Origin of the sequence: Limnothrix sp. FACHB-406, assembly GCF_014698235.1 — a bacterium.
In the GTDB taxonomy this organism is placed as follows: domain Bacteria; phylum Cyanobacteriota; class Cyanobacteriia; order CACIAM-69d; family CACIAM-69d; genus CACIAM-69d.
Genome location: NZ_JACJSP010000003.1, coordinates 59,567 through 85,426 on the forward strand (window position 1 = coordinate 59,567; position 25,860 = coordinate 85,426).

Annotated in this window: 20 protein-coding genes; 5 read left to right on the top strand and 15 right to left on the bottom strand. The window is 57.1% G+C overall.

The window, feature by feature from the left end; genetic code table 11:
• The first annotated feature begins 46 nt into the window (after nucleotides 1-46).
• A complete protein-coding gene (locus H6G53_RS03925; protein ID WP_190531002.1) occupies nucleotides 47-940 on the top strand; it encodes a glutaminase in 894 nt (297 codons plus the stop codon).
• Nucleotides 941-1,079: 139 nt separating this feature from the next.
• Here H6G53_RS03925 and H6G53_RS03930 read toward each other — a convergent pair whose 3' ends face one another.
• The 12 genes from H6G53_RS03930 to H6G53_RS03985 form a co-directional block, all read right to left on the bottom strand.
• On the bottom strand, nucleotides 1,080-1,250 hold the full coding sequence (locus H6G53_RS03930; protein ID WP_099534134.1) for a DUF2256 domain-containing protein: 171 nt from the start codon (nucleotides 1,248-1,250) through the stop codon (nucleotides 1,080-1,082).
• A gap of 121 nt (nucleotides 1,251-1,371) precedes the next feature.
• Nucleotides 1,372-2,031, bottom strand: a complete 660-nt coding sequence (locus tag H6G53_RS03935; protein WP_190354801.1) for a Crp/Fnr family transcriptional regulator — start codon at nucleotides 2,029-2,031, stop codon at nucleotides 1,372-1,374.
• Nucleotides 2,032-2,514: 483 nt separating this feature from the next.
• Entirely contained in the window at nucleotides 2,515-3,354 is an 840-nt protein-coding gene (locus tag H6G53_RS03940) for a 3'(2'),5'-bisphosphate nucleotidase CysQ (RefSeq protein WP_190531003.1), read from the bottom strand.
• Between the two features lie 59 nt (nucleotides 3,355-3,413).
• A complete protein-coding gene (locus tag H6G53_RS03945; protein WP_190531004.1) occupies nucleotides 3,414-4,349 on the bottom strand; it encodes a glycerate kinase in 936 nt (311 codons plus the stop codon).
• Between the two features lie 56 nt (nucleotides 4,350-4,405).
• Nucleotides 4,406-6,166, bottom strand: a complete 1,761-nt coding sequence (locus H6G53_RS03950) for an ABC transporter ATP-binding protein (RefSeq protein ID WP_190531005.1) — start codon at nucleotides 6,164-6,166, stop codon at nucleotides 4,406-4,408.
• 374 nt (nucleotides 6,167-6,540) lie between these two features.
• Nucleotides 6,541-7,212: an RNA polymerase subunit sigma-70 gene (locus H6G53_RS03955; protein WP_099534129.1), complete on the bottom strand. Its 672-nt coding sequence runs from the start codon at nucleotides 7,210-7,212 to the stop codon at nucleotides 6,541-6,543.
• 110 nt (nucleotides 7,213-7,322) lie between these two features.
• Complete coding sequence (locus tag H6G53_RS03960; protein WP_099534128.1) at nucleotides 7,323-7,664, bottom strand: DUF760 domain-containing protein; 342 nt, start codon at nucleotides 7,662-7,664, stop codon at nucleotides 7,323-7,325.
• Nucleotides 7,665-8,050: 386 nt separating this feature from the next.
• Nucleotides 8,051-9,412: an MFS transporter gene (locus tag H6G53_RS03965; protein ID WP_190531006.1), complete on the bottom strand. Its 1,362-nt coding sequence runs from the start codon at nucleotides 9,410-9,412 to the stop codon at nucleotides 8,051-8,053.
• Nucleotides 9,413-9,436: 24 nt separating this feature from the next.
• A complete protein-coding gene (locus H6G53_RS03970) occupies nucleotides 9,437-12,145 on the bottom strand; it encodes a DEAD/DEAH box helicase (RefSeq protein WP_370567781.1) in 2,709 nt (902 codons plus the stop codon).
• Between the two features lie 150 nt (nucleotides 12,146-12,295).
• Nucleotides 12,296-13,684 carry a hypothetical protein gene (locus tag H6G53_RS03975; RefSeq protein ID WP_099534125.1) on the bottom strand — a complete coding sequence of 463 codons (1,389 nt, stop codon included), beginning with the start codon at nucleotides 13,682-13,684 and terminating at the stop codon, nucleotides 12,296-12,298.
• A 380-nt stretch (nucleotides 13,685-14,064) separates the two neighbouring features.
• Nucleotides 14,065-14,601: a pentapeptide repeat-containing protein gene (locus tag H6G53_RS03980; protein WP_242030733.1), complete on the bottom strand. Its 537-nt coding sequence runs from the start codon at nucleotides 14,599-14,601 to the stop codon at nucleotides 14,065-14,067.
• Nucleotides 14,602-14,921: 320 nt separating this feature from the next.
• A complete protein-coding gene (locus H6G53_RS03985) occupies nucleotides 14,922-17,321 on the bottom strand; it encodes a glycosyltransferase (protein WP_190531007.1) in 2,400 nt (799 codons plus the stop codon).
• Nucleotides 17,322-17,855: 534 nt separating this feature from the next.
• On the opposite strand from H6G53_RS03985, the gene H6G53_RS03990 reads away from it, so the two are divergent.
• Nucleotides 17,856-18,578, top strand: coding sequence for a DUF4079 domain-containing protein (locus tag H6G53_RS03990; protein ID WP_190529928.1), 723 nt, complete (start codon nucleotides 17,856-17,858; stop codon nucleotides 18,576-18,578).
• A 104-nt stretch (nucleotides 18,579-18,682) separates the two neighbouring features.
• Here the strand turns inward: H6G53_RS03990 and folB are convergent, their stop codons facing one another.
• Together folB and H6G53_RS04000 are read right to left on the bottom strand one after the other, a co-directional pair.
• Nucleotides 18,683-19,042, bottom strand: a complete 360-nt coding sequence (gene folB, locus H6G53_RS03995; protein ID WP_099534150.1) for a dihydroneopterin aldolase — start codon at nucleotides 19,040-19,042, stop codon at nucleotides 18,683-18,685.
• A 192-nt stretch (nucleotides 19,043-19,234) separates the two neighbouring features.
• Nucleotides 19,235-19,618 carry a histidine kinase gene (locus H6G53_RS04000; RefSeq protein WP_190354795.1) on the bottom strand — a complete coding sequence of 128 codons (384 nt, stop codon included), beginning with the start codon at nucleotides 19,616-19,618 and terminating at the stop codon, nucleotides 19,235-19,237.
• 459 nt (nucleotides 19,619-20,077) lie between these two features.
• Here H6G53_RS04000 and H6G53_RS04005 point away from each other — a divergent pair, with 459 nt between their 5' ends.
• Nucleotides 20,078-21,232, top strand: coding sequence for a hypothetical protein (locus H6G53_RS04005; protein ID WP_190531008.1), 1,155 nt, complete (start codon nucleotides 20,078-20,080; stop codon nucleotides 21,230-21,232).
• A 150-nt stretch (nucleotides 21,233-21,382) separates the two neighbouring features.
• Here the strand turns inward: H6G53_RS04005 and cobA are convergent, their stop codons facing one another.
• Entirely contained in the window at nucleotides 21,383-23,065 is a 1,683-nt protein-coding gene (cobA, locus tag H6G53_RS04010; protein WP_190531009.1) for a uroporphyrinogen-III C-methyltransferase, read from the bottom strand.
• Nucleotides 23,066-23,268: 203 nt separating this feature from the next.
• On the opposite strand from cobA, the gene H6G53_RS04015 reads away from it, so the two are divergent.
• Both H6G53_RS04015 and ychF read left to right on the top strand, forming a co-directional pair.
• Nucleotides 23,269-24,684 carry a hypothetical protein gene (locus H6G53_RS04015; RefSeq protein WP_190531010.1) on the top strand — a complete coding sequence of 472 codons (1,416 nt, stop codon included), beginning with the start codon at nucleotides 23,269-23,271 and terminating at the stop codon, nucleotides 24,682-24,684.
• 81 nt (nucleotides 24,685-24,765) lie between these two features.
• Complete coding sequence (ychF, locus tag H6G53_RS04020; RefSeq protein ID WP_190531011.1) at nucleotides 24,766-25,857, top strand: redox-regulated ATPase YchF; 1,092 nt, start codon at nucleotides 24,766-24,768, stop codon at nucleotides 25,855-25,857.
• Nucleotides 25,858-25,860 lie beyond the last annotated feature (3 nt).

Sequence of the window (25,860 nt, forward strand, 5' to 3'; positions counted from 1 at the left end):
GCTGGTGGCTGCTTCCTGTATGCCGGCCCAAGGCGATGCAGGCGACATGACTGGACTAATCGCAACATCTCGGTTGTTGTTGGATGATCTGGCTCGACAAGGAGCGCGATCGGGCATCAGTGGCTACTTGCCAGACTACGTGCCCGCTCTGGCCAAGGCCAATCCGCAAGAGTTTGCGGCCGCCGTGCAGGCCGTGGATGGCCGCAGTTGGGATCGATCGCCCCCGGGGCGGCGGGTGGTGTTGATGAGCGTGATGAAACCCCTGCTGTTGTTTTATGCCCTTGCGCTTCTGGGCCCCGAGGTTGTGAGCGGCTTGGTGGGCTGTCAACCATCCGCCAAGGCCTATAACGACTTGGATCAACTGCTGGAAGATGCGGGCCATCCTCGCAATCCCATGCTCAACAGTGGGGCCCTGGCCCTGGCGGGGGCCCTGCCTGGAACCACCGCGCGCGATCGGGTGCGGCGGTTCCAAGCTTGGTTATATCGGGAAACGGGCTGCCTCATGCCCGTGAATGAGACGGTGCTGGCTTCGGTGCAAAGCCTGCCCAACGGCCGCAATCGTGCTTTGGTGCAAACCTTGGTGGATTCTGGCCGGGTGGCAGAGCCGGAAATTGCCCTGGAGATTTACAACCGGCTTTGTTGCCTGGGGATCACGATGCCTGAGTTGGCGGCTTTGGGCTGTTGGTTTGCCAACCCGCCGTCCCAATGGGCTGAATTGGTGCAGCAAACCCTAGGGGCGATCGCTGTGGGGGGTCTCTACCAAGATTCGGAAACCTGGATGGCGCACGTGGGCTGGCCCACCAAGTCCGGCGTGAGCGGCGTGGTTTGGTCAATCCAGCCCGGCCAAGGATCGATCGCCTGTTACAGTCCTCTGCTGAATCCCCAAGGCCATTCGATTTTGGGGTTGGACTTTGTGGAAGGGGCTATTCGCTGGTTTTGATTTACCCTGAACCCAATAGCCTGAATCCAATCAATCACTTCAAATGATCCAATAATCACTTCAAATTCCGTTGAAAGGTTATTGAAGGGTTGTTGATTGTCAAGATTGTGATTGTCAAGATTATTGATTGGGCAACGGTTCAGGAGGCAGACTCGGGGCGATCGGCTTGATTTTTGCGGCGACGACAGCGATCGGAGCAGTATTTCACTTCGTCCCAGCAGTCTGCCCATTTTTTGCGCCAGGTGAACGACAGGCCACAAACGACACAAACTTTGGTGGGAAAGTCGGCTTTCTTGCGTTGTTTGGGCATGGAATCTTCAGGCGGATGGGGCGCACAATTCAACATTCAATTGGCGCAAGCATTCTAACGAATTTTCACCCCGGATTCTTGGCAGGTTCCCAAAGTCCTTTGGTCTCCAAGACCTCTGGTATCAAAGGCCGCGGGCATCAGGCGAATTCTTGCCTCCGGCGGGAAACCAAAGGTGTCGATCGGCATCAATCTCGATTCGGCCTTGGGCTTGGAATAGTTGCAACAGCCGAGTCACGGTGACCCGGGTGGTTTGGGCGGCGCTGGCCAATTGCCGATGGGTGAGGCGCAAGTTCAAACGACGCGCTGAGCCAAGGGGCTGCCCAAATTCCCGATCGAGCAGTTGCAGCAATTGCCAAAGACGCTCATCGGCGCGCTTCAGGGTGAGCAAGGATTTCAAGTCGCTGGCCTGATCCAAACGGCGCAGGGCATGGAACAGCAGGTTACGGGCCAGGATCGGGGATCGTTGCACCTGGTCGATCGAGAGGGGCAACAGATCTGTGGGAGCCAAGGCCGAAGCCCGGTAAGGATTCACCGCGCTCAGAACCTGTCCAAAAAATGTCCCCGTGCTCGCAAAGCCCAAAATTGCTTCGGAACCGTCCGGCAGCAGGGTTTCGAGGGCCACGGCCCCGCGATAGACAACCCAGAGGCGATCGGGTTGGAGGGGAATGGTTTGGTTGGTGCGAAAAGATTCGAGGTTTTGGCTGCGGTATTGGGCTTCGAGCAACCGGCGCAGTTCCAGGTCGGTGCTACTGGCCAGGGTCGATCGGATCATTTTGGGCATGGGAGGGGAAGCAGAGGGCGATGGGGTGTGATCCCAGGACGCAAATTGCGGGTGCTGAGTCTTGGGAGTTGGGACTTGAATGATCTGTGCTCGATGACTGCCAATTGAGATCGTATCAGTTTTTGATCAATTGACATTAATTTTCAATAAGCAATAACCAAATCATCGGCAAAACCCTAGTGATTGCGAGGCTGGAGGTCTCAGCTTGTCAATAGCCTCTGCAATAACTGGGTCAAAACTGTAGTGCCCCACACCAACTCAGGCTAACGGCGACCGTTTAACCCCTTGCCAAGGGAATGTTAACGATCCATGAAGATTGTGCCGCAGCGCTTAGGGATGATCCCCCCTCTCCGAGGATGTCTAAGCAGCATCTTTCAGTATGGGCCAAGCATCAATTGCCGTGGGGGCAAGGGGCTTAAGCCCCTTGTCTGCGTCGATCGCTGGAGCTTACAGGGTGGCAATTTTGGCTTTTCAGACACCCTCTCACGGCAGGCGGGCCAGTTCCGTTTGCAGGATTTGGCAGAGTTCCCGATGGTTGGGGCCGTTGCTGGCAATGCGGCCGCCCCACTGGTTCAGATCGCTCGTGGCATAGCGCAGGGGTTGGCCGTCAAAGTGGGTGAACTGGCCGCCCGCTTCCGTCAAGATCAATTCCGGGGCCGCCATGTCCCAATCCTTGGGGGCCGATTTGCCCGAAAGGGAGAGGTATAAATCTGCTTTTTGCTCCACGATCGCGGCAATTTTGCCACCAACGCTGCCCACGGCGTGCTGATTTTGGCAGGGCAGGGCGGCCAGCAATTGGTTAAACCGCTGGTCTCGGTGCGATCGACTGACCACCACGGTCAGCTCCGACAGTTGGGCACAGGCCGACACCCGGGGCGATCGGGTTTGGCCAGCGCGATCGAACGCCACCGTTCCCGACCCTTTCACGGCCGCATACAACCGTTCCGCCTCCGGACAAGCCACGATCGCCAGTTCCGGCCGTCCTTGGTAAACCAGCGCCAGGTGAATGGCATATTCGCCGGTTTTTTGAATAAAGTCCTTGGTTCCATCCAGGGGATCGATAATCCAAATCCAATCCCGATCGGCTGGAATGCCTTCTGATTTATAGGTTTCTTCGCTGAGGTAGCCAAATTCGGCGCTCCCCAATTCCTGCTGCAAATGACTGAGGATGGTTTGATTGGCGGCCAGGTCGGCGGCTGTGACGGGCCCGTCGCCTTGGTCTTCAATCGCCAACTGATCGCCTCGGTAATAGGCCCGCAGCACGTCGCTGGCGGCCCAGGCGGCTTGACGGGCGATCGCGCACAAATCCTCAAGGGGTCGCATGGTGGCTTAAATGCAGGATGGGAGCCTTGATGGTATCAGTTGATTAGGTTCTTGGGGGATTAGGTTCTTGGGTGACCAAAATTCAGGTCGCTTCCGGGTGATCGGGTAACTCGGGTAACTCGGGTTAACTGTCGATCGATTCCAAATTCAAACACCCAATCGGCAGCCCCGGCGGCTAGCAACGGATCAACAAATAGCTTCGGGTGCAAAGCTTTCCAAAAGTAATCCACAAAATCAGAAATTTCCGCCTCACTCAGCCCCTGCCCTCCGGCGGCAATTCGATCGCGCTCGGCCTGTTGTCGCCACTGTTTTGAAAAGTGGTAGTCGGTGGGTTTCAAAATCAAGAGCCGATCGCACCATTCCCAAAGGGGTAAATAGTTCCGTAATCGTTGATTGCAATCCTGGGCAAAGGCGCGATCGGCTTCCGAAAAAATGGGTGCTGGCCAATCAACAAGGGTTGTGAAATCAATTGGCTTCACGCCCACAAACCATCCTTCAAACAACACAATATCGACCGGCTGAATCATCTCCGCCGCCACGCGATCGCCCTGTCCCCCATGGCAGGATTTATCAAATCGCGGAATGGCTATGGTAGAAGATTGGGGTGATTGCAAGGCCCGCAACGTTTCTAGCCCCAGATCAACATCATGAGTTCCCGGCGGCCCTCGCCAAATAAGCCGAGGATCCCGTGCTTGCAACCGTTGCCGATCGGCGTAGGTTTTGTAGAGGTCATCGATCGACCAACTGAGGGTTCGCCACCCCAACAGTTCCAACGCCACCGCCATCGCTTCACAAAGGGTGGTCTTTCCTGCGCCTTGCACACCCAAAATTCCCAACACGATCGGGCGATCGCTCTGGGCGCGTAATTGCCCTAACTCCAAGGACAAAGGCCACCAAGCTTGCTCAATCATGGCCCGATTGCTGGGGTGATTAAGCAAAAAGGCCAAGCGCGATCGCTGGACCAAAGCGACACAAAATGCTTCAAAATTCGGCATGAATTCCAAAGTTTTTAGGAGCAATTTTCCCGTAAGCAATCAGTTGATAACAGCCCCTAAGCAACCAACATTGTTTCTAGGGTGTGTTGATTCCAAAGGTCACGATATAGCCCCGGACGCGAGAGCAATTCATCGTGGGTTCCCATATCCACAATGGAGCCTTGATCCATTACTAAAATCCGATCGGCAGTGGCGGCGGCGGACATTTGGTGGGAAATAAAAATCACGGTTTTCTTAGCGGTTCCGTCCGTCAGATTGCGCAAAATTTCTGTGGCGGTTTTGTTATCCACGCTCGATAGGGCATCATCCAAAATCAAAATTGGGGAACTGATCAATAGGGCGCGGGCCAGGGCGGTGCGCTGGCGTTGGCCGCCGGAAAGGGTGATGCCCCGTTCGCCCACCACCGTTTCGTATTGCTGGGGGAAGGTGAGGATTTCGTTGCGAATTTGGCTGGTGTCGGCGGCGGCTTCCACGGCCCCCAGGTCGATCGCGGGATTGCCGTAGCGAATGTTATTGGCGATCGAGGTGCTGAACAGAAAACTATCTTGGGGCACATAGGCGATCGCCCCGCGCAGGTCTTGGATTCGCAGTTGGGTAATGTCAATTCCATCCAGCCACAGTTGCCCCGGCTTCAGATCCAGCAGGCGCGGCAGGGCATTGGCCAACGTGGATTTGCCGCAACCCACGGGGCCTACGATCGCCACCATTTCCCCCGGTTTAATCTCGAAGTTCAGATCGTTCAAGGCCAGCCGATCGCTCCCCGGATAGCCGTAGCTGAGGTGGGTGGCTTTGAGGTGGCCCACCACTTGCTCCAGCGGCAGGGCGATCGATTCGCTGTTGTCGATAATCTTTGGCTCCGTTTGCAAAATCGCTTCCACACGATTGATGCTGACTTCGCCCCGTTGATAGGTGCTGATTGTGAAACCCAAAAGCGCCGTGGGGAAAACCAATCGCTCCACATAAATCAGCAGCGCCACAAAATTCCCGATCGACAGTTCCCCTTGGGCGATCGCATCGGAACCAAACCACAACAGCACCAGCAAGCTGACACTCGCCAGCCCACCCAGCAATGGAAACAGCACACTGCGGGTTTTGGCAAAACTCAAATTCACCCGCAGCAACTGATCATTAACCCGCCGAAAAGCTTGCCGCTCATTCTCCTCTTGGGCATAGATTTTGATCGGAGAAATGCCGCTCATATCCTCTTGAATGAGGTCGCTCATTTCCGAGAGCCGTTCTTGCACTTCCAACTGTTGGGTTCGCAACTGATTGGCAAACAACTGCACCAACACCAACATCAAGGGATAAACCAACAGAGCCAACAGCGTTAACCGCACGTTGATGCTGAGCATAATGGGCAGGGTTAACGCATAGGCAAATAGGGTATTGGCCAAGCTTAAAACGGCGAACCCCATTAACCGGCGAATGTTGTCCACGTCGCTGGTGGTGCGGTTAATGAGATCTCCGGCCGTGTTCACCGCAAAATAGGCCGGCTCCAGGGTCAATAGATGTTGAAAAATGCGTTGTTTCAGGTCAAATTCCACCTGACGACCCACCCCAAACACCAGCACCCGCGACACCATCCGAATCACCCACATCACCGAGGCCAAAACCATCACGGTCACGGCAAAGGCAAAGACGCGATCGAACGAGAAGCTCGCTTGTAACTCATCAATTCCATTCCGAATCAGCAGGGGAATATAAACCCCCAACACATTCACCAACAGTAATGTGCCAATCCCGATCGAGGTTTTTTTCCAATAGGGTCGTAAATAACTGCCTAAAATTTTCAAGTTCGATCGATTGGAGCCAGCCATAAATTAGACCATCCTGATATAGGAATTCTTTGGAGGAATTTGTTGAACCAATCAGCTTCGCCCGCAAATTGTCCCCCAGGTTTTCACCTCGGAGTTTTGGTTTTTTTTGGGCCTTGATTCTTGAATTTTAAGCCTTGAATCTTGAACTTTGAATCTTGAGCTTTGAATTTTGAGCCTTGAGCCTTGGAGACTGTTTGAACAGCCAAAATTGCTACTCAGTAAACCCTAGCGATCGACACAAACAAGGGGCTTAAGCCCCTTGCCCCCACAACTATCGGTGCTTGACCCGTGCCACAAGATGCTTGTTAGACACCCTCTTAGGTTTTCAGAATCTTGCGCTTTAGTCTTGAGTTGAGCACCGTTGGTTCAGAGTCTTAATTTAAGGCCGTTTCCGCTTCTCCTGCGCCGGGCCCATCAAAGGATTCACCCAAATAAATCGCCCGAATATCCGGCGGCAAGGCTGATTCCAAGGCGCGGTAACTTTGGCGCAACTTGGCCCGAACAGCGGCCGGCGACAAGGATTCCCCTTCCGCTTGCAAATAGGCGGCGATCCGTGGCTCGCTCCAATGCAGGGTTTGGGCCATCAACACCATCAAACGCGCCGTGGGATCTTGCCGATCGAGCGCCGATTGCAGGTAGCACCAAAGGGGCGGCGGGGCGGCCGTCAAGGAATAGTGAATGGATTCCACGGGGGGCAATTCCGCCTGATTCACCATCAAAGCGGTCATGTTAATGAGCCAGTTTTGCAAGGTAAATTCATCGGCGCGATCGATGCGAGTCGCCCGGGCCCGCTCCAAATCTAAAGTGGGTAATTCGCGAAAAATTCGGAACCAAATTTGGGCAAATAAATAATCCGCCTGGGCATCAGACGGAGCGGAATGTTGTACCAGGGAATAGACGATCGGGCTATAGCGACAAAACAAGGCTACAAAATAGCGGCCGGAGTCGGGATAGCGTTTAAATAAGTCCAATAATTCTGAATCACTGTATTGATTGAGTGATTGAACGATCGGATGGCGACATTCATGAAAACTGGGTGCATCCATGGGCAATCAAGCAATATCCGTTGCGGTGGCAAAATTCGGCCAAGAGGCTTCATCCCCTCGTTGGGATTAGGCATAGGCACTGGCCGAAACCATCAGCCTACCTTCGGGGGCTAATCATCCCCCAAGGAAGCCACATCATGCAGGGCATCTTCCATCTGCATTCGCTGTTCCATTTGCCGTAAAAAATAGCCCGTCATCATGGCCGAGGCCAACAATCCGGCCAGGTTTTCTCGATCGGTCACGATTTGGATGCTGAAATGTTCACCGGGCAAGGAACCGACCAAGCCTTGAACATTTTGGGAAACAATTTGCTTCACATCAGGGGTCACCGCCCGGGCCACACGGGCCAACACTTCCGGCGATTGACGCTGGAGGTATTGCAGCAGCGGATTGACGCGATCGTCATTCGATGCGTCATCAAACCAGTCAGCCGTTTCGGGGTTAAAAACCATAGCGTCGATTCAGTCGGAAGGACGATCGGACTCTTGGAGAATCCTACAGAAATGCTGGTTAGCGTTCTGGTTGGCGTTAACGATGTTGTTGAGTTCACCTGCAACCTTATGCAACAACGATCTGCCGCACATTGCAACGGTTGGTGATTCAAGAATTACCCAGAACGGGACTGGAAAGGTGCAAAGGGCAGTTGAGGGGACGGTGAATGAATTTGCACGCATTCCCGATCGAGTGGGATAGCACCAACGGAAGCACAAATAGAAGCACTAACGGAAATTAACGAACATTGCTCAACAATCTGGCCCTATTGTGACATTTTTGTTCAAGTCTGCAACGGAAGTTGATGGGCGGTGATTTTTCTTGCCGAATCCTTTTCCCACTGATCCTAAGTTGAGGATGCCCGGTTCAGGTGTCGATCGAGCAGGCGATCGAGCCAGTGCAACAAGCCCAACACCAGTCCCACACTCAACACGGGCCAAATCCAGAACCCCCGGGCGATCGCTGGGGTGGCATCCAGGGCCAACCCACCCAACGGCGGGCCCACCGCATAGCCCACGGCCCAACAGAGGGAATTAATCGAAAGGTAAGTGCCGCGCAGGGATTCCGGAGCCAAATCCACCACCAGGGCCGAGCCAGAGGGCGTATAGGCCACCATGGCCAGGGACAACAGGGCCAAGGCCCCGATCGCCCCGGCCAAGGCCCAGGCTCCGGGCTGAATCCACCAAACGGCGACAAAGCCCGCCCCAAACAGCCCAGCAGCGATCGCCAGCGATCGGGCATGGCCATAGGGGCGCAGCAGCCGGGACATGGGCAGTTGGGTCACGGCGGCCAAAATAATATGCCCCGAGAACAGCACGCCAATTTGCGCGGGAGCCAAGCCCACGATCCGTTTGAGATAAAGGGGCAAGGTGGCTTCCACCTGGGCCAAATAGGTGGTGAACAAAATATTAGCAATCACAAACAGGCCGAGGAGTCGATCGCTCAGGGTTTTGCGCCAGCCGGCCCAATGGCCGATCGCCGTTTGGACTGCGGGCCGGCGATCGGGAACCAAGGCCACCACCGCCACCGCAAACAGCACAAAAGACAGGGCATCGCCCAAAAACAGCAACCGATAGAGACCCGTTTGGCCCACCAGCAATCCCCCGATCGCCGTGCCCAAGCCCAACCCCACCACATCCGCCAGCCGCGTGACCGCAAAGGCTTCCCGCCGATGTTCTTCCGGGGTAAAGTCTGCCACCAACGCCTCCATGGCCGGCCAATATAGCCCCACGCCCAAGCCCATCAGCAGATTGCCCACAATCAGCAACGGAAACCCCGCCGCAAACCCCAACACCCCATCCCCCAGGGCCGAAGCCACCGCCGACAACAGCAACACATTGCGCCGGCCCACCCGGGGCGAATCAGACCAAGAACCGCTGGCCACCCGGCCCAGCACCCCCGACAACTGACCCAACCCCAGCGCCGTGCCGACGGCGGTGGCCGACAGGCCCACCTGTTCCACAAAGTAGATTGCTCCGTAGAACATGACCAAGCCAGTGCCCAGGTGCAGCAAAACGCGCCCCAGGGTCAAAATCCAAACCACGCCGGACAAGGGGGGTAACCATTGTTGGCCAGTGGATTGAGTTGTGACTTGATCTGTGGATTGAACTGCGGCTTGAATCGTGGATTGGACTGTGGAACGGAGCGATCGGCCTTTGGGAAACAGCCACTGTTTCAGTCGTTTTTTGGTGTGACGCAACACGGCCATGAACAGACCCCACCCCGCAAGGATTTAATCGACCGTTTCCGAAACCGGGAAGCGATCGAGCAGGGCCCGCGCTTCGCTGGCCCGATCCTTCAAGTCTCCCGCCAAATAGGGCACATGAATCACCTGGGAGAGCAAATCCAGCGTTCGGCGCACCATCCGCACCACATCCCCATCATCCAAGCTGGTGCGGGCCGACAAGTCCGACCACTCTGCCCCCAAGGCCCACTGCTCCACCAAACCGATCAGCTCGTCTTCCAGCAAAATCGGCAACATCACCCGATAGCGCCGCTGAATCTTGAACAGTTCTCGCCGCTGATCGCTCAGATCTTCCAGGGTGGCCAACACGCCATCCGTGGGGAGTGCGTCCGTCCAAGTGTCCGGGCGGGGTTCTTCAATCAGCAGGGCAGCACAGGCAGCGGCCAGTTGCGGCGGCTCCAGGCGATCGAACTCGCCAGACATCAGAGCCAACCCCAACCACAGTTCATTTTCCCCGCGCAACGTGGCGATCGCCTGGCCCAATTCCGTGGGCTTGTGGTTTTCGTCCAAACACTCGAAATATTGCAGGATTTCAATCAAATTCACGAACTCCTGCCAATAGCGCTCAGACATGCGCCCCAACTGGCCGCGTTTTTCCGCCAGAGTGGCCGCCAACGCATCCAAGTTGTGCAACGCCTTGAACAGGTACTTGCGATTAGTCCATTGGGAAACGGGATGTTCTTCCAATTGGGCCGCCACCGCTTCCACCCGTTCTCGCTGCTCAATCACTTCCGGCGCATCCCCCGGATCGGGCAGCACAGGAATTCGATGGATGATGGCCAGGGTTTCTTCGTCGCCGGCCAGGTGCTGGCCAGGTCGCAGGGGCAAAGCCACCGGGGGTTCCAGGCGATCGACCGCTGAAATGCGCGGAAATTCACCGTAAAGGCCCGCCACATCCTCGGTTTTCACCACATGCCAAGCATTGTCAATCCCCAAACAAACCAGATAGGGGAATCGCCCGGAGCCAGCCACCTTCAGCACCAACACCGCTGGCAAAGGTTCCTTCACCGGCATTGACGGCCCCTTAAGAGCCAGGACAGTCCCCGCCACGGCAAATTGCAAAGCGGGAGCCAAGTCCTTGCCGCGCACCACCTCCGCTTGTTCTTGCAAGGTTCGCAGCAACCGTTCTTCGGCCTTAAGGCGTTGGTTGAGCTTTTCGTATTGGGCCACTTGGGCCAAGTCCACCTCGGCCGTTTGGGCTTGCAGTTGCTCCAGCTCGGTCGCCAGTTCCTCCACTTCCTCTTGGTAGGGAATCAGATGAATGGTGGAGAGATATTGGCCAAAGCTGCGTTCCACCAGGCTGCGTGCTTCCTCTAGGGAGTGGGTTTGCAGCAGGTTCAGCACCATGCCATAGGTGGGGGTGAACTGGCTAACGAGGGGATCCGGTTGGGAGGTGGCCAGGTGGGCCGCTTCCTTGGCTCCTTCAAAGGGCGTTTGCAGGGTGACCACATAGCCCTGAATGTCTTTGCCCCGGCGACCGGCTCGGCCAGCCATTTGCAAAAACTCGGAGGCGTTTAACAGGCGATGTCCCCGATCGGTTCGCTTAGACAGGCTGGAAATGACCGTGGTGCGGGCGGGCATGTTGATGCCAGCGGCCAGGGTTTCCGTGGCAAACACCACCTTAATCAGGCCGTCCTGGAATAGTTCTTCAACGAGGCTTTTCCAGGCGGGCAAAATTCCCGCATGGTGAGCGGCAATCCCCCGATAGAGGGCGGCCAGTTGGCCATCGCGGGCCGCGCCGGGATTTTTGACCAAAAAACTATCGATGCGGGTTTTCAGCAGCGCGGCTTCGCGATCGGACACCAAGGAGAGGCCGGCCGCATTGGCCACGGCTCGATCGCACCCTCGGCGGCTGAAGATGAAATAAATGGCCGGGAGCATGTCCCGCTGCTGGAGTTGGGCCAGCACAAAGGCAATATCCGGGGTTTCGGCCCGCAGATCCCGCTTCACCTGGTCACGGGGCTTGCGACGGTTGCGGCGCTCCGACTTGAACTGAGGATGCAGCCGTTTGCCTTCGTCATCCAGCAGTGGAAACAGTCCTTTGTAGTTGCCAAAGCTGAACCGCAAGGGCACTGGGCGGAAGTCAGAATAAATTAACTCTGTGGGCCCATGGACATAATTCAGCCAATCCGTGAGCTGCTGGCTGTTGGCCACGGTGGCCGACAGGGCCACCAGTTGAATTTCAAAGGGGCAATAGATGATCGACTCTTCCCAAACGGTTCCCCGCTGGGAGTCGTTCATGTAGTGACATTCATCGAGCACCACCGTTTGCACATCGGTCATGGAAGTGCCGATTTGCCCGATCGGGGTGCCATAGAGCATGTTGCGAAAAATCTCCGTGGTCATCACCACCACGGGGGCATCGCGGTTAATAGACACATCCCCGGTTAATAACCCCGCTCGATCTTCGCCAAACTGCTCTTTAAAGTCGCGGAATTTCTGATTGGAAAGGGCCTTGAGGGGCGTGGTGTAAAACACCCGTTTGCCTTGGCTGAGGGCGCGATAGATCGCATATTCACCCACCAGGGTTTTGCCGGAACCGGTGGGGGCACAAACCACCACGGACTTGTTGGCATTCAACGCCTCGATCGCTTCCAATTGAAAGCGATCGAGGTCAAAGGCAAAAACATCGGCAGGAGGCGGCCCTTGAGCGATCGAAACTGAGCCGGCCTGGGGCGAAATGGGGGAAACAGTCACGCGCGGCAGTTACTCAAACGGGGTGAAGGGGCGATCGACCCTAACCTGTTGGATGGGTGATGCACAGGCTAGAACCGTCTTCAATAGTAGAGCGAATTGGAAAACCCGTGCCACCACGCCCCCATCCCCCAACCGGCTCCACGGTCATTCCTAGGCGGGTACTTCCGCCACCAACTTGTGGCCACTGAGGGCAGACTTGCGGCTGTCAAAGAGCTTGCCCAGCCCTTCCGTCACGTCCGCCACAATCTTTTGGGGACATTCCGCAATGAAGGCCTCGGCGGATAGTTCACCGGCAAAGAAGGCCTTGCCCCGATCGCGCAGTCGTGACATTTCGTCATAGCCCATGGCCTTCACCATGTAGGTCGTGAGGGGCGAGTTTTTGATGTCGTAGTCAAAATCCTGCAACCGGCCCACTTCCACCAGGGTCAACACCTCCTCTTCAATGGTGTTGCGGGGGTAATAGACATGATCCAGCGCGGGCAAAAAGTCCGCCAAGGAGGAAACATTGAACCCTTCGCTTGGCATTTCACCCATCAACATTGACAGGGGAATATCCTTGCCAAAGCGCATGGACAGGGCCTCTAGAAAGGCGATCGTAAATAATTTTGTGCCCAGATAAAGGCGACCAATTTCCAAGTTGCTGCGGGCCTGTTCCACCAAAGCATTAAAGGTGGCATCATCTGGCTCATCGCGGAACTGATGAAAAATGCGTTCCGGTTGCAAGGAATTCATGAAGCCTTCCATTTTTTGGAGGGCAACTCGGTATTGATAGACCGTGTAGGAGGTGGAAAACTTCAGGTTGTGGTTGGTTTCCGGCAACAGGCTCCAGGTGTTGTCCAAGAACCGAGCGGCGCTGGGGTTGGCAAAGCTGCCCACATCCCGATTGGCCAAGCGAACCGATCGCTTGACGGTTTTTTCAATTAACGCCTCATCTAGCCCCAAATCATATTTTTCATTGACCGAGTTCAGGCGCTGATACAGAACATCACAGTTACTGAACCCCTCGGCACTCTTGGGCCGAAATGGAATCGTTCCCTCAATGCAGGCGGTGATTTGGGCAATCAGGGCAGCGGGGGCATAGTCTTCTAAAATTTTGCCGGCGGCCAGGGCACTGAGATACTCATTCATCCCGGCATAGGGAGAGAGGGTTTGCCCCGGTTCAAAGCCAAAAATATCGGTGACCAACGCAAAGGTTTGGTCTTTTTCCAAGAGTTCAGATTGATCGCGAATAATTAAAGCTTCTCCCTCTTCGCGCACAAAGGGGGTGATGAAGTAGCTGAGGTTGAAGTTAACGCTGCGATCGACCTGGACATAAACCAAGTCATGGAACAGGGCCGAGAGCACCTCGATCGGGTCTTCATGGCCCCCCACTTCAAAGATGTGCTCCGGCGTGTGGAAATAGCGCCACGGGCCGGTCATGGTTTGCACGATCGTGGCGGCAATCTTATCGAGCGGGGCCCGATCAATCGACAGCCCCGATGCCTGAGTCGCCCACACAAGCTTCTCAAGGCATTCTTCTCGATCGCGTTCTCGGCTCATCGCGTTGCCCCCGATAGGTTTGCCTGATGGTGATTAGACAGCCTCCCCACCGTTGGCGGTTGGGAATCTCAATGTCTAGGTTGGTTGAGGTTGAATCTTCCGAATCTTAACCGACATTCTGAGCGAGGCGGTCGGAATCATCACTTTTGAGCTGTTTGGCTCCCCGCCCAGCGGTCTGGCTCTGTCCGATGAGCTAAACACCAGTCAATGGCATCCAGTCAATGGCATCCAGCGACATTCCTCTCAATGGCATTTATAGCGCATGGGATAGGGTCTAGGCGTGATTTTTGACACCAGTACCCATGAGGTCGATCGGTCAGAAGTGACGCTTCGGGGCCAGCGCTGGGGGAAATCGGCGGGGAAAACCAATGATATTTGCCCTAGGGGCATTCTAGCGATTCTCGAGTATCTGCGCCGGTTTGGGGATTGGTGCCGGCCGCATATTCACAGAGCCGGGCCGCTTGCAGGCGATCGAGCGCTGCGTAGGTAAAATCGGCTCCCTGTACCTTGGCCCCTTTGAAGGTCGATCGCAGCAACATCGCATCGGACAGTACCGCATCGGTTAAATCCGCGCCGTTGAAATTGCTCAGGTAGCCAATTCCGTTGCTGAAATCCACGCCTTGCAGGTTTGCGCCGCTGAGATTGCTGCCATTGAAAACGGCTCCTCGCAAATTGGCCCCATGGAAGTCGGCTTGCTCCAGGTTTTCGCTGGCAAATTCAGCCCGCTCCAGGTTTTGGCCGGCGAAGTTGCGGTTGCTCACTTCCGCATCGTCAATGGCCCGGATGGCGGCAGAGCTGGCAGCCCAAGCGGGAGCAGCGATCCCCAGCCCACTCACCATTAGCAGGGCCGTGAGCGCGATCGCCCCCACGGCGGCCCGCAGCCGGGAAAACACGAAACCACGAGGCAAAAAAACCAAAGACAGAAAACCGCAGGACAGGATCGATCGAGCTGATCGTGAGCGTTGGGAAGCATGGTGGGAAAAAACGATCATGACGGCGATCCCCGAAAGACAGCTTGAGAAACGGCTTGAGGCTATAGGCATTTTGCCATGAGCCTTTTCGAGCCGATCCGTCGGTGGTGATTTTTCCGGTGGTGATTTTTCCGGTGGTGATTTTTTCGGTGGTAATTGTCCAAGAAGGACTTTAGGGAAAAAATTCTTGGGGAATGACTCTTGGGGAATGATTCTTGGAGAGTGATGCTTGAGGAAATTTTGAGAATCATCACTGTTGATTACCCCTAGGGCAGCACGATCGCCTCACGGGCCCGGCGATCGCGCTGTCGTCGGTAAGCCCACAGGCTCGATCGCAACAGTAACCCCAAGGAAGCCAACTCCCCGGGCGATTCCCGAGACTGCCACTGGCCCGGCTGGCAATAGAGCCATTCCACCAGTTGCCGTTGTTGGGTCGGGGTCAGAGGTTCCCAGGCCACTTCCAAAAGTGCTTCCCCGGTTTGGGGATCGCGATCGGGCTGCTGGAGCAATCGCACCGGCAAAACCAAGGGCTGACCAAAGGCGCGATCGATGAGGTGTAATTGCCCCTGCTCCGGGTTCTCGGGGGTGACACTCAGCGGCGAGCAATCCGCAAGCATCGAAGCGGTCTGGGTCACTGGCGATGGTTGCGCTTCTCCCAACAGGATCCGGCGCACCGTTGCCCAACGGGCCCCAAGTCCCGATTTCGGCGTGGGTTGGGGCGATCGAGTGAGGGCCACAATGGCTCCCGATTCGGAAGCCAGACGCAGCGTCACTCCCATGGGCCAGGGGAGATCGGCTAGTTGCAGCAACCCCGGGCGATCGCGCCGGAACCACTCATGCCGATTTGGCTTCGGAGCATCCACGGAAGCCAACACCGCCGCCCCCACCAACAGCAAGTTATAGGTCAACCAAGCCAAATTCAGCTCACCGCCGCTTTGGCCCGCTGGCAAGGGCAACCACCCCAACACCTGCGCCAAAGACCAGCCCCAAGCCATGGCCGTCAATCCCCAAATGCCAAGCAGCGGCAGCCCCGGCATGGGGTTGAACACCGCCCGATCGCGGGCAATGCCCTTGGGAGTGACCCGAAAGGCGCGGCCAAAGGGCCGCCAAAGCGTGTGCAACACCGTGAGGGCGATCGGGAAGCAATTCACAATCGCATAGACATCGCCCAAGGTGGCCGAACACGATCGCCGGTTCAACCAATTGCAGGTGGCCAAATGGGCCACATAAAGCGGCAAAAACCACAGCAACCACTCCATCACATCCGCTTGCATTGGTGAAATGCCCAGCAGGGCGATCGGCAACGGAGCCACCAAAAACAACAGCCGGATCAGCGACAAGCCCCAGTAAAACCAACCTTGGGCATAGTGCAACCGCTGCACCAACGTCAGCCCCCGAATGGTCAGCGGATTTTCCGGAATGAAAAAGCCCTGCATGGTTCCCGCCGCCCAGCGCTGCTGTTGGGCAATGTAAGCCGACATGCTCTCAGGCGACAGCCCCGCACTCAAGGCCTCATTCAAGTAGCGAATTTGGTAGCCACTGGACATCAAGGCAATCCCCGTGAAGTAGTCTTCGCAAAGACTGCTGGTGACAAAGCCGCCCACCTGCTCCAGGGCACTGCGACGCACCACAAAGGACGAGCCATAGCAAATGCTTGCGCCCACGCCGTCCCGCACCGATTGGATATAGCGGCTGAACACGTCACGGTTTGTGGTGAAGCGATCGCCCAGCCCCAGGTTATAAACAATCGGATCTGGGTTAAAGAAATGCTGGCGAGTTTGCACCAGACCCACCGAGGGATCATGGAAAAACCCTACCGTTCGCTGCAAAAAGTTGCGAGTGGGTACAAAGTCCGCATCAAAACAAACAATTAATTCCCCCTGGGTGCAACCCAAGGCATGGTTTAAATTACCAGCCTTGGCATGGGTGTTATTCGCCCGCGTCAGGTAATGACAGCCTAGGGCTTGGGCCAAGTCACGCACTTCAGACCGTCGGCCATCATCTAATAAATAGATTTGCTTGGGGCCGTAGTTCAGCGCTTGGCAGCCAATGACCGTGCGGCGCAACACGTCCACCGGCTCGCCATAGGTGGGGATCCAAATATCCACGGTGGGTTGATAGCCCGTGGCGACCAACGCGGCGGCTCGGGCCGCTTCGGCCCGGCGATCGCCCGATCGCAGCATCAGCGCCAAATCCAAACCACTATTCACCCAAAGGGCAATTTCACAAACCAACAGCAAGCCACTGGCCAGCCCATCGGCCACCGTGCTGAAATTCAGCGTCATGGTGACCCGCCAAACGATGTAGCGCAGGGTCAAAGCACCCACGATCGCCACCACCAAGGCGCGCGATCGTTGGCTGGGCATTCGTCGCCAGCGAGGTACGAGGGCCACCGTTGCCACCAACCCCACCACCATCGCCACTAACCAACTGCGATATTCGGGCTGGTCGGGCGTTTGTCCCAACAGTTCCAACCCCCAAAGGGGCAACATCAAAGACGACTGGGCAAATTCCGTCAGGCCAGTGCAACGAGCCAGGGATTCTGCCAACAGCAGCATTAGTCCGATCGCCCCAGCCAAAATGCCCAGCCAACGCCCCGTCAATCGCCGTGGTTTTGAACCATGCGCCCGGGCCGGCGAGGTACGACGTAACCAAGAAAGAGTCATAGGTTCAGAATCGTTACAACCGTCAAAACGCCATTCCGTTTCGCTATTTCATGTCACCGTCAGGACTCGATCGGATCTGACTCGATCGCTGGTCACTTGGTCGCCTCTGCCATGCTCATCTCCAAGTCCAAGCTCACTCAACCATTCCAGCCTATGGACTCCGGATTGATTCGGCGGTGACCCCCGATCGAGCAAGATGCGTCGTTCATCACTCCCTCTGCCAGAGTAACAATTCTTTGTAAAAATATCTTTACAAAATAACGGGCACTAATGGGCACTATCAGCAAGAGCGATCGCCATCTTCAACAGGGTTGAAAGATGGGGTTACAACGGCGATCGCCTCGATCCATCACAATTCACCAACGGCATCGGGGCGATCAAGCTATATTCTGATCAGAATTTTGATCAGGGGTTGCGGGGCTTGAATCAGTGCTTAGATCGGCCACCTAAAGGCGATCTAAAAGCCGCCCAAAATCGGACTTCCTCGATCGTGCTTGAGCATCCTTCAATCAGCCCGAATACCTAGAGAGACCCATGACAGCCGTAGACATTTTGGGGATTTTGCATCCAGGGCTAGCCGTTGTCCTTGTCTTCCCAATGATTGGCATTGTGTCGCGGGCCGCTTGGCAGGTTCGCCAGCGTCGGCTTGCCAGCGCCGCCGGTCAAAAATCAAAGATCCCGCCCAGCGTTGGCCTCGAACATGTGGAGATTGGGCGCTGGCTGACGGGATCCATTGTTGGCATTATTTTGGTTGCATTTGCCTACATTTTATTTGCAGACAAAACCAACCTGTTGGATGCAGCTAATTGGAGCCAAAAGGGTGGGCTATTGGCAACCCAATTAGCATTTTTTGGCGTAACGATCGGCTCACTAATTTGTTTATATCGCTCCAGCAGCAAACAGTGGCGAGCCACATTTGCCACCCTGTCCGGCATGGGACTAACCATCATTGCAGCCCAAGAAGGAATCTATCGCCGCGATCATGAATGGTGGGTTTCCCATTTTTACTATGGAACCCTGGCTGGCCTATTAATGATTTTTGCCCTGGCAATTTTGCCGGAAATTTATCGCAACAAGACCTGGCGCAAAGCCCATATTGTGGCCAATGTGGTTGCCCTGTTGCTGTTCTTAGGTCTGGGATTTACTGGCGCAAGGGATTTGTTGGAATTGCCCCTCAGTTGGCAGAAGAGCTTTGTGTATGGTGGCTGCAATGCTGAGACTCAAACCTGCCAAGCGCCTGCCCCGCCAGCTCCATAGTTTGTAAGGGTGATCGTCCAAGCGATCGAGCCAAGGTCAGATATTGGGGTTACAACCCAATCGACTGTAGCCAAATCGACGGCAACCGAATTAACCATAAGGAATCAGCCGCGCGATCGGGTAATTTCCACCGCAATTGTGCCTGCAAATTCTGGAATCGGCGCGGCTGGCTTCGTTACCCGCACCACCACCCGCTCCACCCCCTTCAGGGTCAACAGCCCATCAGCAATGTTTTGGGCCACCCGTTCAATTAAGTCCACCTTGGATTGGGAAACGGTTTGGCGGATATGCTCGATCGCCGCGCGGTAGTCCAACGTATCTTCAATGCGATCGCTCTGGCCCGATGGAGCCAAGTCAATATCCAGCGTCGCATCCACTTCAAACCATTGCCCCAGAACTTTTTCTTCTGGCAAAAGTCCCGTGTAACCGTAGCATCGCACTTGCGAGATATAGATCCGATCCAAACTCTGAGCCAAGTTTTTTCTCCCTACCATTTCAATTCAGCAGCAATTCAGCGGCACTGTTGGCAGTTTCAAATTTCCGCAGCTCCGATGCTTACGGCACGGAGACACCAGGAGCTATAACTTTGCCCCTTGCCTAGACCTATCTAGACCTGCCTAGAACTGCGTTGAGTCACTGCGTTGAGTGGCGGAAACTTAGTTGCTGAGGGTGCTGGGTTCCAACCGCTGACAAGCCGATAACCCCAAGCCGGGATCCGCTCGGTAGGCATCCGTTGGCACCCACACTGTCACCGAGCGATCGCCCATCACTTGGTAAAGATATTGCACCGTGGCATCAAACAACGGCCCGACCCGCAAGTTGGAAAAATCATCTTCGGCGCTTTCAAACCCAAACCGCACTACGATTTGTGCCAACAGGCAACCGGGAGTGTCGATCGACTCGCCTGAAATTTCCCGTTCCTGCCAAAACTTGTCTAGAAATGGCTCCAAAACCGGCAAAACCTTTTGAGGTTGACCATTCCGACTGGAATAGACAACTGCGGAATTGCCCTCAACAAGAATGTGACACGCCGTACCCATAACCGCGCCCAAAGACTGGTGAAAAGACCCAAATGCTTGCGACACATCCATCAAACCATCAAAACCGTCTTCATCTCGAAAAATTTTGAGTAGGATAGTCTGCGAGACCGCCCCAGCCCCGATCGCCCCGTGGATGTTGGCTGAAGCTTATGACCGAAGAAGGCCCCTAGCCTCCTTTCCTGAATTTGGCCCTTGGGCTAAACCGTTCAGGAAAGGGCCCGGCAACCCGGTTAGGAGATAACTAAGCGTTGCGGTAACACCATGACCGCCGCCACAATCCCCTAGACTTGGAAGCCAATGGGTTCCTCGCCCCAGCCCCCAGCCACCGTACAGGGTGCAACGGTGCGATGCAGTCCAACCGGCCGCCGATTTTCGTCGGGCCACCCTGGCCGTTGGCATGATCGTCCGTGGGGTGCTGAAGTCGCGCGAACGCAGAGTTAACCTCGTTAGATTTTTTCGATGGCAACGACGAACCCGCAACTGGAACGCGCCAAACAAGGCGACCCGGAGGCGATTGCTGCCTTGATGCGGCGATCGCTGGAACCCAAAGGCATCAACGTCCAAGCCGAAAGTGGTGGCGATGTGCTGCGTGTGGTGTTGGAAGGCTCCCAGCCTGTCAACCGCGAAGCACTGCTGGCCTTCATCCGTAAGGGGATGCTCCAGTTGGGGGTGAAGGGTCTCCGCTCGATCGCCGTGGAATGGCGGCAGCCGGGCAGCTTGCTAACCGATTGGACTGATTCGATTTCCCTCGACGACGACGAACCCTACGGCCTTGATGCGCTGAGCATGTCGCAAATCGAAGCACCCAACACGCCTCCCGTGGATATGGATGCGCTATCGGATGACGACAGCTACGGCGGCGGCTACGGCGCGCAGTACGGCATGGAAGATGACTCACTGCCCATGGATGATGATGAATCCTTGGAGTCGGAAGACAATTCCGAGCCGGCCAAGCCTGCCAAAAAGGGCGGTGGCGGCGGCCTGATTGGGTTGCTGCTGGGGCTGATTGCCATTGGGGGCGGGTTGTATTACCTCTACACCAAAGGGCATCTCAACGAGGTGGTAGCCAGTTTGCCGCCGGAAGTGCAAGTTTATTTGCCACCCGTCACCCCAGAATCAGCGGAACCGGCGATTACGGCCGATGGCACTGAGGCTCCGGCGACCAGTCCGGCCCCGGCGGCCGAATCTCCCGCCGCCAGCCCGGCCCCGGCGGAAGCGCCCGCTGCTAGCCCTGCGCCGGCCAGTCCGGCCCCGGCGGCCGAGTCCCCCGCCGCTGAAGCTCCAGCAGCAGTTCCCGCCAGCCCCGCTCCGGCCAGCCCGGCCGCCGAGGCTCCGGCGGCCAGCCCCGCTCCGGCCGCTTCGCCCGCAGCCAATCAACCGAATCCGGATTTTGCGGAAGCGGTGCGCAAGGCCACCAGCGCGGCCAAGTTAGCCCAAACGGCCAAGACCAAGGCGGAATGGACAACGGTGGCGGCAGAGTGGCAGGCGGCTTCGGCTCTGATGCAGAAAGTGCCGGCCGACAGCCCGAATGCTTCCATTGCTCAAAATCGGGCCCCGCAATATGCCCAAAACGCGGCGATCGCCCGGGCCAATGCCCAGGCAGCACCGCAGTAGCATCGCGGGCTGATTTCGATTCCGAATCAGCTTCGATTCAGAGTCAGCACAACGAATTCCCCCTGCCTAACGATCCTTCCTGGGTTGCTTGGGTGGGGGGAATTGATTTGGAGCCTGTCAATCTTGGGCTTGGGGATTGGGCGGCTGGCGCTAGGGGGTCGATTGTTGCGCGATCGCCCAAGTTTCCAACGCTTCCGCCAATCCATCAAGGGTATATTCCCGCGCTTCCGCATCGACACGATCGAACAGATCACGGCAAGTTTGGGAGGTTTGCGGCCCGATCGAGGCTAAGCAAGCCCCCGCCACCTGATCAATTTCAAAGCCTGCCCGTTGCAGCAGGATCAGGAAGTTTTTGACAGTTTTGGAGCTGGCAAAGGTGATGGCATCCACCCGCTTGGCCCGCAGCAGGGCGATCGCCTCGGGGGTGAGGGCTGCCGGACAACGGGACTCGTAGGCAGGCACTTCCCAGAGGGTGGCTCCTTGGTCGCTGAGTTCTTTGACCAGCACATCGCGCCCGCCGGTTTCCACGCGCGGAAACAGCACGGCGCGATCGCGCAGGGATTCGGGAAAATGGCTCACCAGCGCATCGGCGATGAAATCCGGGGGGATGAAATCCGGCACGATGCCGAACTGCTGAAGACATTGGGCGGTTTTTTGACCCACCACGGCCACTTTGCAATGGGCCAGGGCGCGGCTGTCTTTGCCAGCGGCCTGGAGGCGGCTAAAAAATGCCTCGACACCGTTGGTGGAGGTCAAAATTAGCCAATGGCAACGTTGGAGGTCAGCAATGGCCCGATCGAGCGGTTCCCAGGTGCTGGGCGGGCCAATTTCCAGGGCGGGCACTTCCAGCACTTGGGCCCCGGCGGCCTGAAGCCGGCCGGTGAAGCTGCCTGCCTGGTTGAGCGATCGGGTCACGAGCACGGTTTTGCCCGCTAAGGGTTGGGCGATCGAGGGTTGGGGCATCGAGGGCTGGAGCATGAACGGTTGAACCAAGGGAGGATGATCCACCGGGTCGATCGCCTCGGCTGGCCCCAACTCATGCAGCTCAGGCAGTTGGGGTAGCACAAACCCTTGGCCCCAAGGAGCCAGAAAATCCCGCAGTCGCACCACTTCCCCCACCACCACCACAGCCGGCGAGAGGGAAATACGCTCCGTTTGCAGGGCGATCGATTCCAGCGTGCCCGTCCAAACCTGCTGTTGGGGAGTGGCAGCGGCGCGAATGACGGCCACGGGAGTGACGGACGATCGACCGTGGCGAATCAGTTGGCGGGTAATTTCTGGGAGCGATCGGCCCGCCATCAAAAACACGAGGGTTTCCAGTTGGGCCAGGGCTTCCCAGTGCAACTCATCGGGTTCATGGGCACTGGCCACCGCGAAGCAACGACTCAGCACCGCATCGGTGAGGGGAATGCCCGCCAGCAGCGGCCCCGCCAGGGCACTGGACAGACCGGGAATCAGTTCAAAGGTTGCCCCCGCCGCTTGCAGGGCTTGGATTTCGCTGCTGGCACGCCCAAACACAAAGGGATCGCCCGCCTTGAGACGCACCACCCGCTTTCCCGATCGCCACTGTGCCACCAGCAAGCGATCGATCTCCGGTTGACTGGGGGAGGGCTGGCCGCCCCGTTTGCCCACGTCGATTCGTTCACAGGTGGCGGGAATCCAGTCCAACAGCGCTCGATCGACTAGGGCATCATGCACCAACACTTCCGCTTGGCGCAGCACCTGAGCCGCTTGCAAGGTGAGATAGTCCCCATGGCCGGGCCCGGCTCCCACCAAGGCCACGGGCGGGTTCACAACGGACGGGTCGATCGGGTTGGGCGAGGCTGTGGCCATGGTTGGCTCCTATACGCAACGGTTATTTCCAACTTCGCATATCTGCGGCCCGAGGCCGCCGCCCCCCAGGGCTGCACCACTGCCTCCCGCCGATTAGCCCAACCGATCGCCCCGCCGATCCGGGTTGAGATACCTTTTGAGCGATCGATGGAGTGAATCGATCGGTTAGATTGATTCAACCTGCTGCATCCCCGGTCTTGGTTATGGCCAAAGTTCGCCACACAGTTTCGCCCGCTGCACCCTGGAAACGGGCGGCTTCCCTGTCCCTGTCTGTGGCGGCGCTGTTGACCCTGGGCGGGGCGATCGCCCTGGTAACGACGGGCTTTGCGGTGGGAGTTCGCTCAATTGTTGATCCCGAGGCGGCTGCTTGGTTGGATCAATGGTTGCCCGCCACCGGAGGCATCACGCCCCGCGACCTGAAAACCGTGGCCCAACTGCGGGCGGAATTGACCAAGGGCAACCAACGGATGGGGGAAATTGTGCCGCTGGGTCGTCAATGGTTGGTGGCCACCGTGCGGCAACAGCAACCCAACTGCACGGCGGGGCCCCAATGTTGGCCGATCGTCCAGTTGCGGGCCTACCAGGCCCCGAACCCGGAACCCCAGGGCGATCGCCCCTTGGCCTATCGGCTCACTACGACGCTCGACTTAGAGGGGCCGCCGGAATCCTTGGTGTTGGCTCCTTTGGTCAAGGCCGGTGTGGCCACCAGCGGTTCCACGGATCCCTTGCCGCTCATGGCGGTGCAAGGCCTGAAAGGCGGCCCAGCGGGCGGCGGTTGGTTAACGGTGAGCGGACAGTTGCCCCGATCGAACCAGCAACTTCGCTACGGCGTGATTGTGCATTTGAACATTAGCCGTTTGGGGCGACCGGGCCACCTGAGCGTCCAAGGCCAGTGGAGCAGCCCCAAGGATCGATCGCCCGTTTGGGAATCGATCACCGGCAATCGGGAACCGGAATTAATTGTCGATCAATCGGCCACCGATGCACCGGACTTAGCAATTTACCGAGCGATCCCCTCCGGGTTTGCGCCGGATCCCGTTTCCTTGGAACCGATCGTGCTGACGGAACCGTTGCTGCGATCGACCGATTTAACCGACTTAGCCCAATACCAAGAGGCCCTGAAGCTGGTCAAGCTGGAACTTTGGTCGCCGGCCTTAACCAAATTGCAGCCCCTGCGCGATCGGCTGGTGAATCGATCGCTGGTTTGGGACGATCGGGTACAGGCCCAATACGATGCCCTGCGCTACCATGCGGATCTGGCCCGGGTGCGAGCCGACTCACCCCAAAAAGATATCCCCAGCCAGATTTTGGCCGACCTAGGCGACAGCCGTTGGCAACGGGCACTCGATCGCTTTGCACAAGCCTCCCTGGGGGATCAGGCAACGGTGGTGCGGTGGTTGCGTTCCGCTGAAGGGGAAAAACTGGAGCGACAGGTTAATTTGGTGCTGCAATTTGCCCCAAACCAAGCCTCTGTGATGTTTTGGAAAGCCACCACCCTGGCCGCGCGGCAAGGTCGTCCGGCGGCGATCGCCTGGTATCGCTCCCAGCCGGGCCAGTCCGTGGAGTGGGATCAACGGATCGATCGCTGGTTAGCCCAGGTTGCCACCGTCCCGCGTTAGGGCCACGGCCAGCCGGCCGCCCCCATTTCCGATAAGCTAGTAGACTGCAATTCAGTCCCAGCCACCCCGCCCGATCGACCCATGCTCCGAGCCGGAATCGTCGGACTGCCCAACGTGGGCAAGTCCACCCTGTTTAATGCCCTGGTTGCCAACGCCAAAGCGGAAGCCGCCAACTTTCCCTTCTGCACCATTGAACCCAACGTCGGCGTGGTTTCCGTGCCCGATGAACGGTTGCAAGTGCTCAGTGATTTGGCCAAGTCCAAGCAAATCGTCCCCACGCGGGTGGAATTTGTGGACATTGCCGGCCTAGTGAAGGGAGCCAGCAAGGGCGAAGGGCTGGGGAACCAGTTTTTGGCCAATATTCGGGAAGTGGATGCGATCGTCCATGTGGTGCGCTGTTTCGAGAATGACGACATCATCCACGTGTCCGGCTCGATCGACCCGATCCGCGACATTGAAATCATCAATCTGGAATTGATCCTCGCGGACTTGGCCCAGGTGGAGCGCCGAGCCGATCGCGTCCGCAAACAAGCCCGCGCCAACAAAGAGGCTCAAGCAGAGTTGGTCGTGCTCGAAAAGATCCTGGCCGTCCTTGAAGATGGTCGCCCCGCCCGCCAAGTCAGCCTGACCGAAGAAGAGGAACCCCTGATCGCCACCTTGGGCCTGCTGACCCGTAAACGGATGATCTACGCCACCAACGTTTCGGAGGATGACCTGGCCACCGGCAACCCATGGGTGGAGCAGGTGCGGGAGCTGGCCAAGACCGAAAACGCCCAAACGGTGATTATTTCCGCCCAAGTGGAAGCGGAACTGATTGAACTATCCGATGAAGAACGGGCGGACTTCCTCGATTCATTGGGCGTGACCGAAGGGGGGCTGAAGTCCCTAATTCGCGCCACCTACGACCTGTTAGGCTTGCGCACCTACTTCACTTCTGGCGAAAAGGAAACCCGCGCCTGGACGATCCATGCGGGCATGACGGCCCCCCAAGCGGCTGGCGTGATTCACTCGGACTTTGAGCGGGGCTTCATTCGCGCCGAAACCGTGGCCTACGCGGATTTGGTGGCGACCGGCTCTCTTTCTTCCGCCAAAGAAAAGGGCCTCGTGCGCAGTGAGGGCAAAGAATATGTGGTGCAAGAGGGCGATGTTATGCTGTTTAGATTTAACGTCTAGCCC

What these genes read in the sequence shown, in the direction of transcription:
- ychF (WP_190531011.1), top strand. Translation starts at nt 24,766, where the DNA reads ATGCTCCGAGCCGGAATCGTCGGACTGCCCAACGTGGGCAAGTCCACC.
- H6G53_RS03975 (WP_099534125.1), bottom strand. Translation starts at nt 13,684, where the DNA reads ATGAGCCGAGAACGCGATCGAGAAGAATGCCTTGAGAAGCTTGTGTGG.
- H6G53_RS03945 (WP_190531004.1), bottom strand. Translation starts at nt 4,349, where the DNA reads ATGCCGAATTTTGAAGCATTTTGTGTCGCTTTGGTCCAGCGATCGCGC.
- H6G53_RS03940 (WP_190531003.1), bottom strand. Translation starts at nt 3,354, where the DNA reads ATGCGACCCCTTGAGGATTTGTGCGCGATCGCCCGTCAAGCCGCCTGG.
- cobA (WP_190531009.1), bottom strand. Translation starts at nt 23,065, where the DNA reads ATGGCCACAGCCTCGCCCAACCCGATCGACCCGTCCGTTGTGAACCCG.
- H6G53_RS03950 (WP_190531005.1), bottom strand. Translation starts at nt 6,166, where the DNA reads ATGGCTGGCTCCAATCGATCGAACTTGAAAATTTTAGGCAGTTATTTA.
- H6G53_RS03935 (WP_190354801.1), bottom strand. Translation starts at nt 2,031, where the DNA reads ATGCCCAAAATGATCCGATCGACCCTGGCCAGTAGCACCGACCTGGAA.
- H6G53_RS03925 (WP_190531002.1), top strand. Translation starts at nt 47, where the DNA reads ATGACTGGACTAATCGCAACATCTCGGTTGTTGTTGGATGATCTGGCT.
- H6G53_RS03990 (WP_190529928.1), top strand. Translation starts at nt 17,856, where the DNA reads ATGACAGCCGTAGACATTTTGGGGATTTTGCATCCAGGGCTAGCCGTT.
- H6G53_RS04005 (WP_190531008.1), top strand. Translation starts at nt 20,078, where the DNA reads ATGGCAACGACGAACCCGCAACTGGAACGCGCCAAACAAGGCGACCCG.
- H6G53_RS04000 (WP_190354795.1), bottom strand. Translation starts at nt 19,618, where the DNA reads ATGGGTACGGCGTGTCACATTCTTGTTGAGGGCAATTCCGCAGTTGTC.
- H6G53_RS03985 (WP_190531007.1), bottom strand. Translation starts at nt 17,321, where the DNA reads ATGACTCTTTCTTGGTTACGTCGTACCTCGCCGGCCCGGGCGCATGGT.
- H6G53_RS03965 (WP_190531006.1), bottom strand. Translation starts at nt 9,412, where the DNA reads ATGGCCGTGTTGCGTCACACCAAAAAACGACTGAAACAGTGGCTGTTT.
- H6G53_RS03930 (WP_099534134.1), bottom strand. Translation starts at nt 1,250, where the DNA reads ATGCCCAAACAACGCAAGAAAGCCGACTTTCCCACCAAAGTTTGTGTC.
- H6G53_RS03960 (WP_099534128.1), bottom strand. Translation starts at nt 7,664, where the DNA reads ATGGTTTTTAACCCCGAAACGGCTGACTGGTTTGATGACGCATCGAAT.
- H6G53_RS03955 (WP_099534129.1), bottom strand. Translation starts at nt 7,212, where the DNA reads ATGGATGCACCCAGTTTTCATGAATGTCGCCATCCGATCGTTCAATCA.
- H6G53_RS04015 (WP_190531010.1), top strand. Translation starts at nt 23,269, where the DNA reads ATGGCCAAAGTTCGCCACACAGTTTCGCCCGCTGCACCCTGGAAACGG.